Origin of the sequence: Microbispora sp. ATCC PTA-5024 (genome assembly GCF_000511135.2) — a bacterium.
Lineage (GTDB): Bacteria > Actinomycetota > Actinomycetes > Streptosporangiales > Streptosporangiaceae > Microbispora > Microbispora corallina.
On sequence record NZ_KI866523.1, the window covers coordinates 509,952 to 525,994 of the forward strand.

The following is a 16,043-nucleotide window of genomic DNA, read 5'->3' on the forward strand; positions in this document are numbered from 1 at the left end:
AGGGCCGCCCCGCCGGCCGTGCTCGCGAGGAGCACGGACAGCAGGGCGGCCGCGGCCACGCCGATGAACCGATCAGGCGACGGAATGGGTCACCGTCCCGGTGTAAGTTCCCAGACCGACCGCCAGCGGGACCGCGACGGCGAGCGTCGGACTCCACGTCGCCTGGCTGTTGCCCGTACCACCGGTGTACGTCATCGCGACGCGCTGGGCGGACAGGCTTCCCGGCGCGCCGGGCGTGAGCGTGCCGTTGCCGACGATGAGCGTGCCCGGCCCGGGCGTGTACGTGGCGGCGGACGCGGGAATCGTGTCGCTCGGGCCGACGAAGGCCGTGGACGACACCCGCGCGGTCCAGTCCGAGGTGGGCGTGCCGCCCCGGGCGTCGGTGACGGTCACCACGCCGAGCGGGCCGCTGACGGTGTTGCCCGCCGTCGTGCTGCCCAGGCTCACCGGGCCGGCCGGCGCCGTGATCGTCAACGCTCCCGAGGTGACCGTGAAGGTCACGGTCGTGTCGGCGGCGTCCGCCGGCGCGATCGCGAGCACGGCGACGGTGAGTGTTCCCCCTGCTATGAGTGCGAGGTGCTTGAGTCGCATTGTCGGCCCCCATGAAACATGGACGTGCCCCGGAGGGCACGCCGTTGATCAACTACCGCACAGTCGATGCCATACGCTAGGTGATGGCTCATGCGCGTTCCGTCTCTGACACGCGCTCGATGGCAACCCGGGGCTCCACGTCGGCCGATCTCCGGCTACGACAGCCGGACGGTGACGGCGGCCGAGGCGCCGTCCCGGCCGGACAGGGGCCCGAAGACGAGCGTGAGGCCCTGGCCGGTCGTCGCCGTCGCGAGGGCCGGATCGCCGCGCACCACCTCGCCCACCGGGCGGTCCCAGCTCAGGGTGAGGCCGTCGAGGTCGCACCGTGGGTCGGACACGGCGAGCACGGCGGTGCCGTCGCCGGCCTCCCGCACGAGCACGGCGCACGGCGCCGACGCGGTGAGCCCGCCGGCCGTGCCCGCGACCCAGAAGTTGGCCGCGGTGAGACCGAGCGCCGGGACCCGCAGGGCCTGCGCGTGCGCGGTGTTGGCCAGCAGGACGAACCCGGGGTCGGCGGCCCGCGCCCGGGTCCGGCCGGCGCTCGCGCCCGGCAGCAGGAGGTAGACGTACGACGCCGCCTCTGGATCGACGCCGTGGTCGATCCAGAGGGTCGTGTAGCTCCTGGCCACGGTGCCGTCGGTGCGCCGTTCCCGCAGTGTGCGCGGCCGGTCGGGCCCGGGGAACACGTAGCCGCCGTGACCCTCGATGTGCGCCCAGCCGGCCGCCCGGTCCTCGGTCAGCGGCGCGTCCGTCCGCCGGTTGTCCACGACGGTCTCGACCGGAACGCCGTCCGCGGCGGTGACCCCGGCGCCCAGGCACACCACCGCGTCGTCGAGGAAGACCCAGGTCTTGAAGGCCTCGAGCGAGCTCTCCAGGCCGTTGAGGTGCTGGCCGACCGTGGCGTACACGCCGTCGGTGGCGCCGCCCACCCACCGCGCCGGCGGGCACGTGTCGCCCCACGCCCCGCCCGCGCCGTCGGGCAGCCGCCTCGTCGACACGGTCGTGCCGGGCAGCCGGTACGGGTCCACCGTGGACCAGAAGGAGTCGGAGTACTGGTCGCCATGGCCCTCGGCCCACCAGTAGAGCATCCCGGCGCCGGTGTGCCAGCCCCGCAGGTTCTCGCCGTTGCCGTGCTCGTAGTACGAGACGCGATGGGACGCCATGCTGAGCCCGGCGCACCATCCGGGACGCCGGTGGACGGCCCGGGCGCTCATCGGCAGCAGCCGGTGTCCGGACGGCTCGTCCGCCGACGGCACGGCCTCGTCGGCCACGACGGCCGCGAGACGCGCGTGGAACGCCAGGTCGGCGCTCTCTTCGGCCGCCTTGAGCATCGGGACGGCGGTGTCCCGCGCGGCCCATCCCTTGACCATGGCCCGCCATCGGTCGCGCTCCGCCGGAGAGGCAGCCTCGCCGAGCACGAGGATCGCGGCGGCGATCTCCCGTCCCCTCTTGTGGTCGCCGTACGGCCTCCGGCCGATCCCGCGCCCGCGCACGAGGTCCATGCAGGCGCCGTCGTGGACGACCGGCGCGAACGACCGCTCGACCGCGTCGAAGACGGTCCGCCTGCCGGGGTCGACGACCTCCCAGGGCGAGCCGTGCAGAACCGCGAGCAGCGTGGCCAGCCCCGCCAGCAGGGACGCGCCGTACGCGCCCTGGTACGGGACGGTCGTGTGCTGGATGAACGAGCCGTCCCGGTAGAAGCCGTCGCCCTCGTCCACATGCCGGAAGACGGGCGACAGCGCGGAGACGGCGAGGGCGGCCTTGCCGGGGTCACACCTGAGGAGCGCGCGCAGCAGCATGACCGTGCACAGGTCGACCCGGTTGGCTCCGGTGCTCCTGCCGCTGTAGTCCCCGAGGCGGCTTTCCGGGACGAAATGGTCGACGGCGTCGCGCAGCGCGGCGCTCCGGACGTCCGTCAGGTGCGGGCCGATCAGCACGGCGGCGTCGAGGAGCGTCCTCGGGACGCCGATCCGCCAGTGCCACCAGTTGCCTGTCTGCTCGGCGTCCACGGCGTAGACCCGCCGCCGGTAGTGGTCGATCCCCTCCGCGACGGCGGCGGCGAGGCCCGGGTCGCCGGTCACGCCCGTGCCGGGCAGGGCGTACGCGCGGGCCATGGCCTGCAACCGCGCCGGAGTGGCCGTGAACGACGGGAACGCCTGGCCGGGCCAGAGCCACCCGTCGGACGGCGCCATCGTGTCGCGGTGGCGCGCCGCCCTCGCCCCGAGCCGCGCGAGCCGGGTCCGGTACGGCTCGGCCCGCGCGTCGAACCCGGAGCCGGCCGTCACGTCCCGCCAGCGGGCGCGGAGCAGGGCGAACTCCTCGGCGAACAGGCCCTCCCGGGGGCCCTGGCCGCGTCCCGGCTCCAGGGCCTCGGAGGCGGCCGCGGGGGCGAGCGCCGCCGTGGCCGCGGCGGCCCCGCCGAGCCGCAGGAACGACCGCCGCGACCACCGATGCACGCCATGATTATCCACAGCCGCCCCCGCCCCCGGGGCCGTCGCCCGGCCACCGGAGACGGCGGCGCACCAGTTCCGCGGCTCACACGGCCCACGCCCGGCGGCCGCCGCTTGGAGGGCCGGGGGTCAGGGGCTGCCGGCGGCGGCTCGGGTTCTGGTGAGGCCGGCGGCGACCCGGGCGGCCGAGGCGCCGAGGCCGGCGGGCAGCGGCGAGAAGCCGGGCGCCCGCCGGCGTCGCAGCTCGGCCTCGGTGTAGCGGGCGCACCGCCGATGCCACTCGAGGATGCCCGACATCCAGCTCTTCAGGCCCTCCGCGTGGCGGGTGAGGATCCGGCGGACCGGCTCGTCGAGGCCGAGGTCGTCGAACATGGCGGGCAGGCCGGTCGCGACGATGTGCTCGAACTGCCGCATGCGCGCCGCCATCAGGTCGGCCACGATGTCGCGCGCGGTGAACCGGTCGACGTCGAGGAAGCTCTCCACGACGACGACCAGGTTGTGCACCTCGCCCTCGAACTCGACCTCCTTCTGGTAGGAGAACAGGTCGTTGGTGAACCCCGCGTAGTCCTGCGCGGCGGTCTCCATCTCCCGGACGATCCGGTTGTGGTGGACCTCGGGGGGCAGCACGTCGAAGTGGGCGAGCCGGGCCAGGCTCATCGTCATCTCGGCGCCGAACGTCCTGCGCCGCATCTCGATGTAGTCGACGGGGTCGGGCACCCGGTTGTGCGCCTGGTTGGCCAGCTCCCACAGCCAGCTCGACGTCATGTCCTCGACCGCCGTCCGGAACCGCCGCCTGGCCTCGGAGCTCATCGGCCCGGCCGTACGGCGCCACAGGTCGGCCAGGCCGCGCTCGAGCGCGTTGGCGGGCGGCGGGGTGTCACCCGCGTCGAGCGGCATGAACGCCGGGAGCCGGTCGTTGCAGAGCTTCGCCCCGGCCAGGTCGCGGACGGCGCCGAACACGAGCGGGAAGTAGTCGTCGCCGTAGGTTCCCCAGGCCAGCCAGTCGGACGACAGGTCGAGCTGCTCGGGGGAGGCGTCCGGGTGGATCATCGCGGCGCAGTGGGGGAAGTCGAAGCCGCGGAAGCGCCGCTCGTCCCACACCCCGGCGGCCTCCACCCCCGGCGCCGAGTCGAACATGCCCGTCTCCCGCGCCCACCCCACGGCGTGCCGCCGCGCCCCCGCCAGATGGGGGCTGGTCCGGATCGGGAAGGGCATGTGGAGGGGCGGCAGCGGCAGGTGCCCGACCGGCTGGTACGGCACGGCCGAGTGCTGGCGGATGCGGCGGCGCAGCCCGAGCCCGCCCTCCGAGGGGACGCCGGACAGGACGGCGGCCGGGGCGGCGATCCGGGCGGCCGTCGTGCCGAGGCCGTTCGGCCCGCCGAGGATCCTGAGGGGCGCGGGCGCGTCATCGCGCATGCCCTCGTTCATGTACCGGCTCGACCTCGCGTGCCACTCGTGGCCGCCGGACTGCCAGTCCTGCAGGCCCTTGACGTAGGCCGCCACCGCGGCGGCCTCCTCGGGGCCGGCGGCGTGCTCGGCGAGCAGGGCGGGGACCTCCGTCAGCGCCGTGCTCTCGAACTGCTGCAGCCGCGAGGTGAGCAGGTCGTTGACCAGGTCGGCGGCCTCCTGCGTCGAGCAGCCGAGGAAGCGCTCGAAGACCAGGACGGCGTTGGAGTTCTCCCCCTCCTCCTGGACCTCCCGCTGGTAGGAGAACAGGTCGTTGCGCAGGTGGACGGCGTCGGCGAAGGTGTCGGTCAGCACGCGAACCGGACGGGTGGCGGCGAGGCGGCCGGGAAGCTCGGCCCCCACGGCGTACTCCACGAGGTTGGCCGACCAGGGCGCGCCGCCCACCCGCCGCCGCATCTGGACGTACTCGATGGGGTTGGCGATCCGGCCGCGGTCGATGTTGTCCAGCTCCCACATCGACTCGACCATGAGGTTGTGGGTGCTGGTGACGAAGCGCCGCCGCCAGCCGGGGGACATCGCCGGGACCGTGCGCTCCCACAGGTCCCGCAGGCCCGCCTCGGCGGCGTTGCCCGGCTCCGGCGGGGTGCGGCCGTCGGGGGTCATGAACAGTTCGAGCCGGTCGAGGTAGGCCTTGGCCCCCGCCAGGTCGCGGGAGTGCTTGAAGTGCTCCAGGAAGTGGTCGTCGAAGAAGAACACCCAGACGTACCAGTCGGTGACGAGGTCGAGCGTGGGGCCGTCGCAGTCGGGATGGGTGTAGGCGCACATCAGCGCGTAGTCCATCCGGGCCAGCGCGCCGGCGTCCCAGACGACCCCGCCGCCGGGACGGGGGGCGTCGAGCATGCCCATCCGCTCGGCCCAGGCGCCGCTGTGCGCGCGGGCGCCCTCCACGTGCGGGTTGAGCCTCGCCGGATACGGCACGTAGAAGTCGGGCAGCGTGAAAGCCTGCATGAACGTCCCCCACCTCGCGCGTCATGACCGTTCACTTACTGTGACGAGACTTACACTTTCCGTCCGCGCTCCGCAAGACGCGATCGTCCCGCCTGTGGACGAGCCGTCCCGGTGGGGTTCCTCGTGAAGGCCTATGTGCCCACCGGGCTCGCGATCCTCGTGGTGGTCGTCGCCTCCGCGCGACCGTCGCCGGGATCCTCGCCCGGACGCCGGTGACGGGGGGCCGCGGACCCGGTGGCCTGCTCACCGGCGGGCATCGCGGCCTGCGGAGCAGCGGGCATCGCGGCCTGCGGACCGGCGGACGCCCCGACCGGCTGAGCGGCGGACGCCGGGACCGGCCGAAGCGGCGCGCCCTGGTGGCGCCGGATCTCCTGTTCCAGCTCCTGCGGCGTCGCGGCCTCCAGGAGGCGTGCGCCGAGCGGCGCGGCCGTGCGGGGGACGGCCCACAAACTCCCGGTCCTCTCCCCGTACCAGACCATCCAGCCGGGCGCCCGCGCCGCCAGCGCGCGCGCCGCGCTCCTGCCTGCGGTGATCTCGTCCGTCATCATGACCTTCTTCCGCGTTCCGGCTCGCTGTCTCCCTGCGAGCTCCTCCCTCTACCCCCGTCAGTGCGGCGCAAGCGCATCCGTCACATCCGTACGGCGAACGGGTCTTGACGGAATCCGAGGCTCGGCCTACGTTCGGCGAAAATAAGGAAACTTAACTAACGAACGCCCGTCCCCTCGTCCCCCCCAGAGGAGTGCTCGTGCGCAAGGCCGCCCTGTCCCTCGCCGCCCTCGCCCTGCTGGCGGCCGCCCTGCCCCTGGCCGGCCCCGCCGCGGCCGCCTCGGCCGTCTACCAGGCGGAGGACGCCGCTCTGACCCAGGCGAGCGTCGCGACCAACCACACCGGCTACACCGGCAGCGGCTTCGTCGACTACGTCAACACGACCGGAAGCGCCGTCCAGTGGTCGGTCACCGCGGCCGCGGCCGGGCCCGCGACGCTCACCTTCCGCTACGCCAACGGCACCACCGTCAACCGGCCGATGGACGTCGCGGTCAACGGGACCACGGTCGCGGCGGGCAAGGCGTTCGGTGGGACCGGATCCTGGGACGCCTGGACCGACGCCACCGTCAGCGTCACCCTCAACGCCGGGACGAACACGGTCAGGGCCACCGCCACCACGGCCAACGGCGGCCCCAACGTCGACAAGCTCACCGTCTCCACGCAGGACTCCGGCGGCACCGGCCCGGCGGTCCCCTTCGGCGGCCACCAGTTCCCGTACGCCGCAGGGACGCTCCGCCCGAGCGGCACGCAGGCCACGATCGACCAGCAGGTGGTGACCTACTACAACCGCTGGAAGACCGCCTTCGTCAAGCAGAACTGCGGCAACGGGTGGTACGAGGTGATCTCCCCCGACGCCGACCACCCGTACGTCGCCGAGGCGCAGGGCTACGGCATGGTCATCGTGGCCACCATGGCCGGGGCGGACGCGAACGCCAAGACGATCTTCGACGGCATGGTCAAGTACATGCTGGCGCACCCCTCGGTCAACAACGCGAACCTGCTGGCGGCGGAGCAGGACAGCTCGTGCAAGAGCGTCGACGGCTCCGACTCCGCCACGGACGGCGACCTCGACGTGGCACTCGGCCTGCTGCTGGCCGACCGGCAGTGGGGCAGCGCCGGGACGTACAACTACAAGGACCTGGCCGTCAAGCACATCAACGCGATCAAGGCGAGCGAGGTCAACCCGACGACCCACCTGATGCGGCTCGGCGACTGGAGCACCTCGGGCGACTCCCTCTACTACGTCACCCGCTCGTCCGACTGGCTGGTCGACCACTTCCGGGCGTTCCGCAAGGCCACCGGCGACACGGCCTGGGACACGATCAGGACGGCCCACCAGAACCTCATCACGTCCCAGCAGTCCACGTACGCCCCCAACACGGGCCTGCTCGCCGACTTCGTCGTCAACACCAACACCACGCCCAAGCCCGCCCCCGGAGAGGTGCTGGAGGACGCGAACGACGGCAAGTACTGGTGGAACGCCTGCCGCGACCCCTGGCGCATCGGCGCCGACGCCGTGACGAGCGGCGACAGCGCCTCACTCGCCTCGGCCCGCAAGATCAACTCCTGGATCAAGTCGAAGACCGGGGGCAACCCCGACGCCATCGGCACCGGCTACACCCTGGGCGGCTCGCAGATCGACAGCGGCAGCGAGCCGGCCTTCTTCGCGCCGTTCGCGGTCGCCGCCACGACCGACCCGGGCAGCCAGGCCTGGCTCGACGAGCTCTGGACGAAGATGCTGAACACCTCGTTCACCTCGAACGACTACTACTCGACCAGCATCCAGCTCCAGGTCATGATCGTGGTCTCGGGGAACTACTGGCTGCCCTGACGCCGCCCGCCGTCGTCCCGCGGCGGCCCGGCGACCACAGGCCGCGCGCTCAGCGGACCACGTTGTCGCCGGGGGCGAGCAGGCCGAGCTCGCGCCGCCGCGGGAAGCCCTCCCAGTCGCCGTACGCGGACACGGCGAAGGCCCCGCACACGGCGGCGCGGTCCAGCCGGGCCCGCAGATCGCCCTCGTCCTCCAGGAGGCAGGACAGGTAGCCCGCCACGAACGCGTCGCCGGCGCCCACCGGGTCGATCTCGGTCACCGGGGGCGCCGCGACCCGCGCGAGGTCCCCGGCCGTACGGGCGAGGGCCCCGTCGGCCCCCAGCTTGACGACGGCCTCGCGCGGGCCGAGGCCGAGCAGGCCCTCGGCAGCGTCGTGCGGCCCGCGCTCGCCGCCCAGGAGGATGGCGGCCTCCCACTCGCCCGCGAAGATCACGTCGGCCGCCCCGGCCAGTCGCCGCAGCACGGGGGCCGCCTCCTCGGGCGACCACAGGCGGGCACGGTGGTTGACGTCGAAGGAGACGGTGGTCCCGGCCTCGCGGGCCGCGGCGACGGCGGCCTCGACCGCCGCCAGCGCCGTGGGCCCGAGGGCCGGGGTAATGCCCGTGACGTGCAGGATCCGCGCCCCGGCGATCACGTCCAGGGGCAGGTCGGCGGGTGACAGGGCCGCCCCCGCCTGGTGCTCGCGGTAGTAGGCGAGGATGACCCTGTCGGCCGTGCGCCGGTGGCGCATCATCAGGCCGGTCGGCCGTGCGGCGTCCCGTACGACGTGGGAGACGTCGACGCCCTCGCCGCGCAGGCCCGTCAGGATCATCTCGCCCGCGTCGTCGTCGCCGAGCCTGCCGACCCACGCGCCGCGGTGACCGAGCCTGCTCACCCCGACCGCCACGTTCGCCTCCGACCCGGCGAAGGAGATCTCGGCGGGCGACCCCGGGCGCAGCGGGCCGGCGCCCGACCCGCGCACCAGCGCCATCGCCTCGCCGACCGCCACGAGATCGGGTATCACGCGCACTCCTCGCCGTAGCCGGCATGGCCGTCCGTACGGGCCGTGCCGGATCCTCAGGGACAAAGCGGGATGAGCCTAACCGTCGTCGACCGGCGGCGCAGGAGGCAGGGATGGGGGACACACCGTGGGAGCTGTCTGGATATAGGTGATTCGTGGCCATACGAAGGCGGCGCCGCGAACCGATCCGTCGGGAGTATGGAAGTCGGACACACAGTCCGCAATACGGACATACCTCCCGAAAGGCCAGTAGTTATGCCACAGGTCATCGCGGGGCTGGAGATCCCAGAGACAGCGGCGGTCGCCGAAGCGACCCGCCTCCTCCAGGACACCACCACCCCGCTCATCTACCACCACTCCCGGCGGGTCTACCTCTTCGCCCTGATCCACGCCGGCAAGCTCGGTCTCAAACCCGACCCCGAACTGCTCTATCTGGCCGCCATGTTCCACGACACCGGCCTGTCGACCCCCTTCTCCGAGGTCGAGCAGCGCTTCGAGGTCGACGGCGCCGACCACGCCCGCGCGTTCCTCCTCGCCCACGGGTTCCCGGCGGCCGCCGCCGACACCGTCTGGACCGCGATCGCGCTGCACACCACACCCGGCATCCCTGCCCGGATGACCCCGGAGATCGCCACCACACACCTGGGCGTGCTGACCGACGTCATCGGCTACGGCCTGGACGGACTGGACCACGACCAACTGGACGAAATCCTCGCCGCCCACCCGCGCGGGGACTTCAAGAACGAGTTTCTGCGCGCCTACGTCGACGGGCTCAAGGACCGCCCCGAAACCACCGACGGCACCGTGAACTCCGATGTGCTCGAGCACTTCATCCCCGGCTTCCGCCGCATCACCACCGTCGAGCGCATCCTCGGCGCAGCCTGGCCGAGCTGACCGGCACCGCACGCGGCCACCGGGAGATCCGGCCGACCCCCCACTCCAAGGAACCTTCGTGAAAGGAATTCGAGCATGCGAGCGATCACCGTACGCGATCGTGACGCGGGTGTCGGCGGCCTGGCCCTGACCGACATGCCCCACCCCCAGGCCGCCGTGAACGACGTCATCGTGCGCGTCCACGCCGCGGGCTTCACCCCGGGAGAGCTCGACTGGCCGACGACCTGGGCCGACCGCGCCGGACGCGACCGCACCCCCACCATCCCCGGACACGAGCTGTCCGGCGTCGTCGCCGAACTCGGCTACGGGACCACCGGCCTCACCGTCGGCCAGCGGGTCTTCGGACTGGCCGACTGGGCCCGCGACGGATCCCTGGCCGAGTACACGGCGGTGGAGGCCCGCAACCTCGCCCCCCTCGCGGCCGACGTCGACCACACCCTGGCCGCCGCGCTGCCCATCTCCGGGCTCACCGCATGGCAGGCGTTGTTCGACCACGGCCACCTCACCACCGGCCAGACCGTCCTCATCCACGGCGCCGCCGGCGGCGTCGGCTCCATCGCCGTCCAGCTCGCACGCGAGGCCGGAGCCCACGTCATCGGCACCGGACGAGCCGGCGACCGCGACCTCGCCCTCAGCCTCGGCGCGCACGCCTTCCTCGACCTGGACGCCGACGACCTCCGGCACGCCGGTCAGGTCGACGTGGTGTTCGACGTCATCGGCGGCGACGTCCTCCAGCGATCGGCCGAACGGGTACGACCGGGCGGCACCCTGGTCAGCATCGCCATGCCTCCCACCGTCCAGCCCGAGGACGGGCGCGCCGTCTTCTTCGTCGTCGAACCCGACCGCGCCCGGCTGGCCGACCTCGCCGAGCGCCTCCGGACCGGACGGCTCCGCCCCGTCGTCGGCGCCGTACGACCGCTTGAGGAAGCCCCCTCCGCCTTCGCCCGCCACCCCCGCACGCGCGGCAAAACGATCATCCGGATCACGGACGAACATGGAGGGCAGCAGTCATGATCGACATGCGAATCGCCGGCGGCGTGCTGATCGCCGCCACGACCGCCGCGGTCCTCGGATGCGCCCCGGCGGCGGAGCATCCGACCATCCCGGCCGCCGCGGCCACTCCTGTCACCGCGGTCACCACCACCGCCACGGCGACCGCGCCCGTGACGTCGAAACCCCCGTCCGAGACCCTGACGCCTCTGATCCAGCAGGCGCTCCCGAACGTCAAGGGCAAGACCTTCACCTCCGCGATCGTGACCTTCCCGCCCGGCGTCCGAGCGACGCCCCACCGGCACGGCCAGGCGTTCGTCTACGCCTACGTGCTCGAAGGCACGGTACGCAGCCAGCTCGAAGGCGCACCGAAGCGGACCTACCACCAGGGCGAGAACTGGGTCGAGCAGCCGGGAGCCCACCACGTGGCCACCGAGAACGCCAGCGACACAGAGCCGGCCAAGCTCCTCGTCGTCTTCGTCTCCACCACCGGAGACCAGCTCAAGATCGACGATCCGCACCAGTAGACGTGTGAGTGTCCGGCCCCCGGCGAGGGGGGTGCGACACGGCCACCTTCGCGTCGAACGGCTGCGCTATGGTCGGGAAATATCGTCAGAAAAAGGAGACGCGGGGCTCGCCACCTCGGCCGCGGCACGCGTGATCACGATCGCGGTCGTCGCGGCGGGGAGGGACGGTCCCGGTGTCCGACGTTCTGGTCGCACTGGACAGGCTGAGAAGGGCCTACAACCGGCACGATCTCGATGCGCTCGCCCGCTGCTTCGGCGAGCGGGGCGTGGTCGTCGCGCCGGACGGCGTCGGGGAGGGCGGCGAGGAGGTCGCCTCCTACTACGGCACGTTCTTCAGCGCGTTCCCCGACACCAGGGTGGTCATCCAGTCGGTGGTCGTCTCCGGTGACATCCTCGTCTCCGAGTACACCGTCACCGGCACGCACAAGGGCCCCTACCTGGCCCCCGGCGGGGACGTCGTGGAACCCACCGACCGTCCGATCGGCTTTCGCGTGTGCTCGGTGTCGCACGTCGTGAACGGCCTCATCGCCAGCCACCGGATCTTCTACGACCAGCTCGAACTGGTCACCCAGATCCGCGGGTACGTGTGCTTCGACAAGCCCGGGGACGAGGGGGAGTGACCTGACCTGGGGGACCCGGGCCGGTCAGCGGGTTCCCGGCGGGGGCACGGCCGCGTGCCTCGGGCACGCGGCCGCGCGGCCGCGAAGCGGGGAGGGAAGGCCGGCCGCGGCAAGGGCCGGCGTCTCGATTCCGGCTGTGGACATGGGCTCGGTCGCGAATCGCGCCTGACGACCCCGGGGGGCTCGGTGAGACGCCTGGCCGGCGCGGCCGCCGGCTCGGGCGGAGCGGAGTCCGCCTCCGGCGTTCCGGGTACGGACGCCGGCCTCCCGCGGTCCGCGCGTCCGCACCCACCTGATGATCCTGGGGATGCACCTCCTTCGTTGTCGTGGTCGGCCGCTGCTCCGCCCGCCGGGCCTTCGGGCCTCGGCGGCGGTGGGGGTGACGGCCGGCCATGGTGGACCCCGCGTGGCGGGCCGAGCCGGCCGCGCCGGGGGGTACCGTGGCGTCACCTCGCCTCGCGGCCCTCGGGCTCCTCCTCCACCTGCTGCTCGTCCCAGATCCTCAGCTCCTCCCAGATCTCGGCCCACACGGGGTCGCGGTCGCGGGCGGGATGCTCGCTCCACGCCTTCAGCTCGTCCCACGTCGGCGCCAGGTCCCACACCGGGGCCTCGTCCCAGACCTCCAGCTCGTCCCACACCTCCGGTTCGTCCCACGTCGGCGCCTGGTCTCCCACCGGGGGGCGGCCGCCTCCGATCCCGGATTCCTCCGAGCGCCCCGCCTCGTCCCATGCCTTCAGCTCGTCCCAGACGCGGCTCTCGTCCCGCACCTCGGGCCGTTCCGCACCGGAACGGGTGACGGCGGGTGCGTTGTGCGAGATCGTCATTTCTCAACCCCTTTCTCGATGTGCGGCGGTGTGCTCGCACAACCAACTCTGCGCCGCCGGACCGGCCCGGACCAGGCGAAACGACGTCAGCAAGTTGCCCTCCGATTGCCGGTTTCTGCCAGCGCCTCCTCTGGAAGGCGCGATATTCGATCGCGCTGCCGGACGTCCCTCCGTACAGTGACCTGCTGACAGAGCAGGAGGACCGGGGGACGCGATGGTGACCGAGGTGGGCGTCCGGCGGATCGGGCCGGACGACTGGACGCTGTGGCGTGGGCTGCGCCTGGCGGCGCTGGCCGACGCACCGGACGCCTTCGGGTCGTCGTCCGCGGTCGAGCGGGAGTTCGACGAGGACGAATGGCGGGCGCGGCTCGCTCCCGAGCACGGCCTGCGCGCCGTCGCCTTCGCCGGGCAGACGCCCGCGGGGATCGTGGGCGGACGCCCGCCGGCCGGGTCTCCCCCGCACGTGGAACTGGTCGGGATGTGGGTCCATCCGGACGCGAGGGGCGGCGAGACGGCCCGTCTCCTCGTGGGCGAGGTCCTCGCATGGGCGGGCGAGCAGGGCTGTCCCGCCGTGTCTTTGTTCGTCACCGAGACCAACGACCGGGCCCGCCGCCTCTACGAACGGTTCGGGTTCGCCGGCACCGGCGAGTGGGAGCCGCTGGAGAGCAATCCGGTCCTGCGGTGCGCCCGGATGATCCGGACCGCCGGCCTGGTGCCCCATCCCGGCTGACCCGCGACGCGTGACCGGGCGTCCCGAGCGGCCGCCTTCGAACCGGGGACGTTCCCTTTCCTTGCCCTGGCATACCCGGCCTTGGCATTTCTATGGTCGTTCACCGCGATTTCCACGGGAAACGTCTTTCCACGGGTGATCGGCGACCCCGGGAACCCCGGCCGTTCTTGGGGAAAGGATGGCACGGGCACCGGGACGGCGGCCTGCCCGCGACGCCGGGACACGGCCCATGGACGTCCGGATTCGCCGTGTTCATCGGGGTTTCCGGCGCTTCACGCCGTCCGCCGGAAAGATCGTGATAGGTCGTGAATCTTTACTTATTTGCCCATCTGTGGGGTTGAAGTGGTGATGCCGGATGGAGAAGCGCCGCATCGACCGTCGCGCATTACTGGGACCTGACACTCCGCCGGGTAGCGTCATTCAGGACGGTACGCCCGAAAAGGATGAAGGCGCGTATATGACAATGCAGCTCGAGATTACTGTCAGCGATCACCAGCCGGTCGCCGTCGTCGCGCTGGCGGGTGAGCTCGACATCGCCACGGGAGACCTCTTCCGCGAGGCGATCAGGAATCTCCTTCGCCGCGGACGCACCAGGCTCGTGGTCGACACGTCCGCTCTCCGGTTCTGTGACTCCTCGGGGCTCGAGGCCCTGCTGGACGCCAGGAGCGAGGTCGAGACGGCCTCCGGCTCCATGCGGCTGGCCGGCGTGCACGGGGTTCTCGCGCTCGTGCTGGACGTCACCCGGCTCCGGGGCGCGTTCGTGATCGACGAGACACCGGTCGAGGCCGTCGCGGCTCTGCTGCTGACGTGCCCCCGGGATGTGTCGATGGTCTGATCGCGAACCAGCCGTCCCAAGGGCGCCAGGCGCGGGAGACCGACACGGCCCCCGTCCTCCTCCGGGAGGCGGGGGCCGGTCCGCGCCCGGGGCGCCTCCGGCCCGCACACGCCCCGGCGCCTGGGCCGGCCTCCGCCCCCGCCACCTGCGACGGAACGCGAGCCCGCCGTTTGCCCCGAACCCCCTCGGGTAGCCGCGACGGAAGCAGGACAACGAGGTCCGACGTGAAGGGGAGATCACCATGGACCAGTCCCGGGCGCCCGTTCTCGAGGCCCTCGTCGCGTATCGCGAGCGCGGAGACCTGTCGTTCACGCCGCCGGGTCACAAGCAGGGCCGGGGAGTGGACCCGCGGGTGCTGGCCGTCCTCGGCGAGGACCTCTTCCGCGACGACGTCATGACCATGAACGGCCTGGACGACCGCCTGCAGACCGGCGGCGTCCTGGAGCAGGCCCAGGAGCTGATGGCCCAGGCCGTACGGGCGGACGAGGCGTTCTTCTCCACCTGCGGCAGCTCGCTGTCGGTCAAGAGCGCCATGCTGTCGGTGGCCGGGCCGGGTGAGAAGCTGCTGGTCGCGCGCAACGCGCACAAGTCCGTGATCTCGGGGCTGATCCTGAGCGGCGTCGAGCCGGTGTGGGTCCACGGGGAGTGGGACGGCGAGCTGCACCTGTCCTACCCGCCCTCGCCGGAGGCGGTGGAGGAGGCCTTCCGGGCCACGCCGGACGCCAAGGGCGTGCTGATCGCGAGCCCCACCGACTACGGGAGCTGCGCCGACCTCGCCGGGATCAGGCGGGTCTGCGACCGGTACGACAAGCCGTTCATCGTGGACGAGGCGTGGGGCGCCCACCTGCCGTTCCACGACGGGCTTCCCACGTGGGGCATGGACGTGGGCGCGGACGTCTGCGTCACCAGCGTCCACAAGATGGGCAACGGCCTGGAGCAGAGCTCGGTCTTCCACCTCCAGGGCGACCGGGTCGACCCCAACGTGCTCAAGGCCAGGGAGGACCTCCTCGGCACCACCAGCCCGTCCACGCTCGTCTACGCCGCCCTCGACGGCTGGCGCCGGCAGATGGCCGAGAACGGGAAGGACCTGCTGGACCGGGCCCTCGACCTGGCCGGGACGACGCGGTCGCGGATCGGCCGCATCCACGGCCTGTGGGTGATGGACAAGGAGGGCTCCGGGGCCTTCGACAGCGACCCGCTCAAGATCGTGATCGACGTGTCCGGGCTGGGCGTGGACGGCTACCACGCGACCGACTGGCTGCGCGAGCGGTGTCACGTCAACATGTCGCTGAGCGACCACCGCCGGATCAGCGCGGAGATCACGGTCGCCGACGACGCCGGGACCACGGACGTCCTGCTCGACGCGCTGCGCGCCCTGGCCTCCGCCCGCGACCTGCCGCCCGCCGCCCCGATCGACGTCCCGGAGCCGGGCGAGCTGGAGCTGGAGACGGTCATGCTGCCGCGGGACGCGTTCTTCGGGCGGATCGAGCAGGTGCCGATCGAGCGGGCCGGCGGCCGGGTCATCGCGGAGCTGGTGACGCCGTACCCGCCGGGCGCGCCCGCCCTGTGCCCCGGCGAGCGCATCACGGCGCCGGTGCTGAGCTACCTGACGACGGGTCTCAAGGGCGGCATGGACATCCCGGACGCCAGCGACTCCTCGCTCAGGACCCTGCGGGTGGTCGCCGAGTAACGGGGACCGCCTCCTCCACCGCCCGGGGGTCGGCGACCGTCTGCTCGGCGAGCAGCGCGGCGACGTCGCGCAGGCGCGCCCGGCGGGCGAAGGCGGCCCG

At 72.7% G+C, this 16,043-nt stretch carries 14 protein-coding genes; 8 read left to right on the top strand and 6 right to left on the bottom strand.

The genetic code is table 11. The features are described from left to right. Positions 1 to 72 precede the first annotated feature (72 nt). From MPTA5024_RS14810 to MPTA5024_RS14825, 4 genes are all read right to left on the bottom strand, one after another. On the bottom strand, positions 73 to 591 hold the full coding sequence (locus tag MPTA5024_RS14810) for a hypothetical protein (RefSeq protein WP_036324634.1): 519 nt from the start codon (positions 589 to 591) through the stop codon (positions 73 to 75). Between the two features lie 155 nt (positions 592 to 746). Beyond that, positions 747 to 3,047, bottom strand: coding sequence for a polysaccharide lyase 8 family protein (locus MPTA5024_RS14815; RefSeq protein WP_036324635.1), 2,301 nt, complete (start codon positions 3,045 to 3,047; stop codon positions 747 to 749). A gap of 123 nt (positions 3,048 to 3,170) precedes the next feature. Next, positions 3,171 to 5,456, bottom strand: coding sequence for a terpene synthase family protein (locus MPTA5024_RS14820; protein ID WP_036324636.1), 2,286 nt, complete (start codon positions 5,454 to 5,456; stop codon positions 3,171 to 3,173). A 131-nt stretch (positions 5,457 to 5,587) separates the two neighbouring features. Then, a complete protein-coding gene (locus MPTA5024_RS14825) occupies positions 5,588 to 6,001 on the bottom strand; it encodes a hypothetical protein (RefSeq protein WP_157099479.1) in 414 nt (137 codons plus the stop codon). A gap of 200 nt (positions 6,002 to 6,201) precedes the next feature. On the opposite strand from MPTA5024_RS14825, the gene MPTA5024_RS14830 reads away from it, so the two are divergent. Next, positions 6,202 to 7,833 carry a glycosyl hydrolase family 8 gene (locus MPTA5024_RS14830; protein ID WP_036326214.1) on the top strand — a complete coding sequence of 544 codons (1,632 nt, stop codon included), beginning with the start codon at positions 6,202 to 6,204 and terminating at the stop codon, positions 7,831 to 7,833. A 49-nt stretch (positions 7,834 to 7,882) separates the two neighbouring features. Here the strand turns inward: MPTA5024_RS14830 and MPTA5024_RS14835 are convergent, their stop codons facing one another. Next, positions 7,883 to 8,836: a sugar kinase gene (locus tag MPTA5024_RS14835; protein ID WP_198167158.1), complete on the bottom strand. Its 954-nt coding sequence runs from the start codon at positions 8,834 to 8,836 to the stop codon at positions 7,883 to 7,885. Between the two features lie 252 nt (positions 8,837 to 9,088). Here MPTA5024_RS14835 and MPTA5024_RS14840 point away from each other — a divergent pair, with 252 nt between their 5' ends. The 4 genes from MPTA5024_RS14840 to MPTA5024_RS14855 all read left to right on the top strand — a co-directional run bounded on the left by MPTA5024_RS14840 (position 9,089) and on the right by MPTA5024_RS14855 (position 11,864). After that, the gene (locus MPTA5024_RS14840; protein ID WP_036324638.1) at positions 9,089 to 9,727 is read left to right on the top strand and encodes an HD domain-containing protein; all 639 of its coding nucleotides are present in this window, start codon (positions 9,089 to 9,091) and stop codon (positions 9,725 to 9,727) included. Between the two features lie 75 nt (positions 9,728 to 9,802). After that, positions 9,803 to 10,741 (top strand): NADP-dependent oxidoreductase, encoded by a 939-nt coding sequence (locus MPTA5024_RS14845; protein ID WP_198167159.1) that lies wholly within the window; start codon positions 9,803 to 9,805, stop codon positions 10,739 to 10,741. After that, positions 10,738 to 11,244 (top strand): cupin domain-containing protein, encoded by a 507-nt coding sequence (locus MPTA5024_RS14850; RefSeq protein WP_036324639.1) that lies wholly within the window; start codon positions 10,738 to 10,740, stop codon positions 11,242 to 11,244. Before MPTA5024_RS14845 ends, MPTA5024_RS14850 begins: the two co-directional genes overlap by 4 nt. 173 nt (positions 11,245 to 11,417) lie before the next feature. Beyond that, positions 11,418 to 11,864: an ester cyclase gene (locus tag MPTA5024_RS14855; protein ID WP_036324640.1), complete on the top strand. Its 447-nt coding sequence runs from the start codon at positions 11,418 to 11,420 to the stop codon at positions 11,862 to 11,864. A gap of 446 nt (positions 11,865 to 12,310) precedes the next feature. Here MPTA5024_RS14855 and MPTA5024_RS14860 read toward each other — a convergent pair whose 3' ends face one another. Beyond that, a complete protein-coding gene (locus MPTA5024_RS14860; protein WP_036324641.1) occupies positions 12,311 to 12,688 on the bottom strand; it encodes a hypothetical protein in 378 nt (125 codons plus the stop codon). 214 nt (positions 12,689 to 12,902) lie between these two features. Between MPTA5024_RS14860 and MPTA5024_RS14865 the strand changes: the two genes are divergently transcribed. From MPTA5024_RS14865 to MPTA5024_RS14875, 3 genes are all read left to right on the top strand, one after another. Next, the gene (locus MPTA5024_RS14865) at positions 12,903 to 13,418 is read left to right on the top strand and encodes a GNAT family N-acetyltransferase (protein WP_036324642.1); all 516 of its coding nucleotides are present in this window, start codon (positions 12,903 to 12,905) and stop codon (positions 13,416 to 13,418) included. Between the two features lie 457 nt (positions 13,419 to 13,875). Further along, positions 13,876 to 14,253, top strand: coding sequence for an STAS domain-containing protein (locus MPTA5024_RS14870; protein WP_063794695.1), 378 nt, complete (start codon positions 13,876 to 13,878; stop codon positions 14,251 to 14,253). A gap of 241 nt (positions 14,254 to 14,494) precedes the next feature. Beyond that, the gene (locus MPTA5024_RS14875) at positions 14,495 to 15,943 is read left to right on the top strand and encodes an aminotransferase class I/II-fold pyridoxal phosphate-dependent enzyme (protein WP_036324643.1); all 1,449 of its coding nucleotides are present in this window, start codon (positions 14,495 to 14,497) and stop codon (positions 15,941 to 15,943) included. Positions 15,944 to 16,043 lie beyond the last annotated feature (100 nt).

Coding starts and splice junctions, on each gene's coding strand:
- MPTA5024_RS14870 (WP_063794695.1), top strand. CDS start 13,876: ATGACAATGCAGCTCGAGATTACTGTCAGCGATCACCAGCCGGTCGCC.
- MPTA5024_RS14860 (WP_036324641.1), bottom strand. CDS start 12,688: ATGACGATCTCGCACAACGCACCCGCCGTCACCCGTTCCGGTGCGGAA.
- MPTA5024_RS14875 (WP_036324643.1), top strand. CDS start 14,495: ATGGACCAGTCCCGGGCGCCCGTTCTCGAGGCCCTCGTCGCGTATCGC.
- MPTA5024_RS14845 (WP_198167159.1), top strand. CDS start 9,803: ATGCGAGCGATCACCGTACGCGATCGTGACGCGGGTGTCGGCGGCCTG.
- MPTA5024_RS14820 (WP_036324636.1), bottom strand. CDS start 5,456: ATGCAGGCTTTCACGCTGCCCGACTTCTACGTGCCGTATCCGGCGAGG.
- MPTA5024_RS14810 (WP_036324634.1), bottom strand. CDS start 591: ATGCGACTCAAGCACCTCGCACTCATAGCAGGGGGAACACTCACCGTC.
- MPTA5024_RS14825 (WP_157099479.1), bottom strand. CDS start 6,001: ATGACGGACGAGATCACCGCAGGCAGGAGCGCGGCGCGCGCGCTGGCG.
- MPTA5024_RS14850 (WP_036324639.1), top strand. CDS start 10,738: ATGATCGACATGCGAATCGCCGGCGGCGTGCTGATCGCCGCCACGACC.
- MPTA5024_RS14865 (WP_036324642.1), top strand. CDS start 12,903: ATGGTGACCGAGGTGGGCGTCCGGCGGATCGGGCCGGACGACTGGACG.
- MPTA5024_RS14840 (WP_036324638.1), top strand. CDS start 9,089: ATGCCACAGGTCATCGCGGGGCTGGAGATCCCAGAGACAGCGGCGGTC.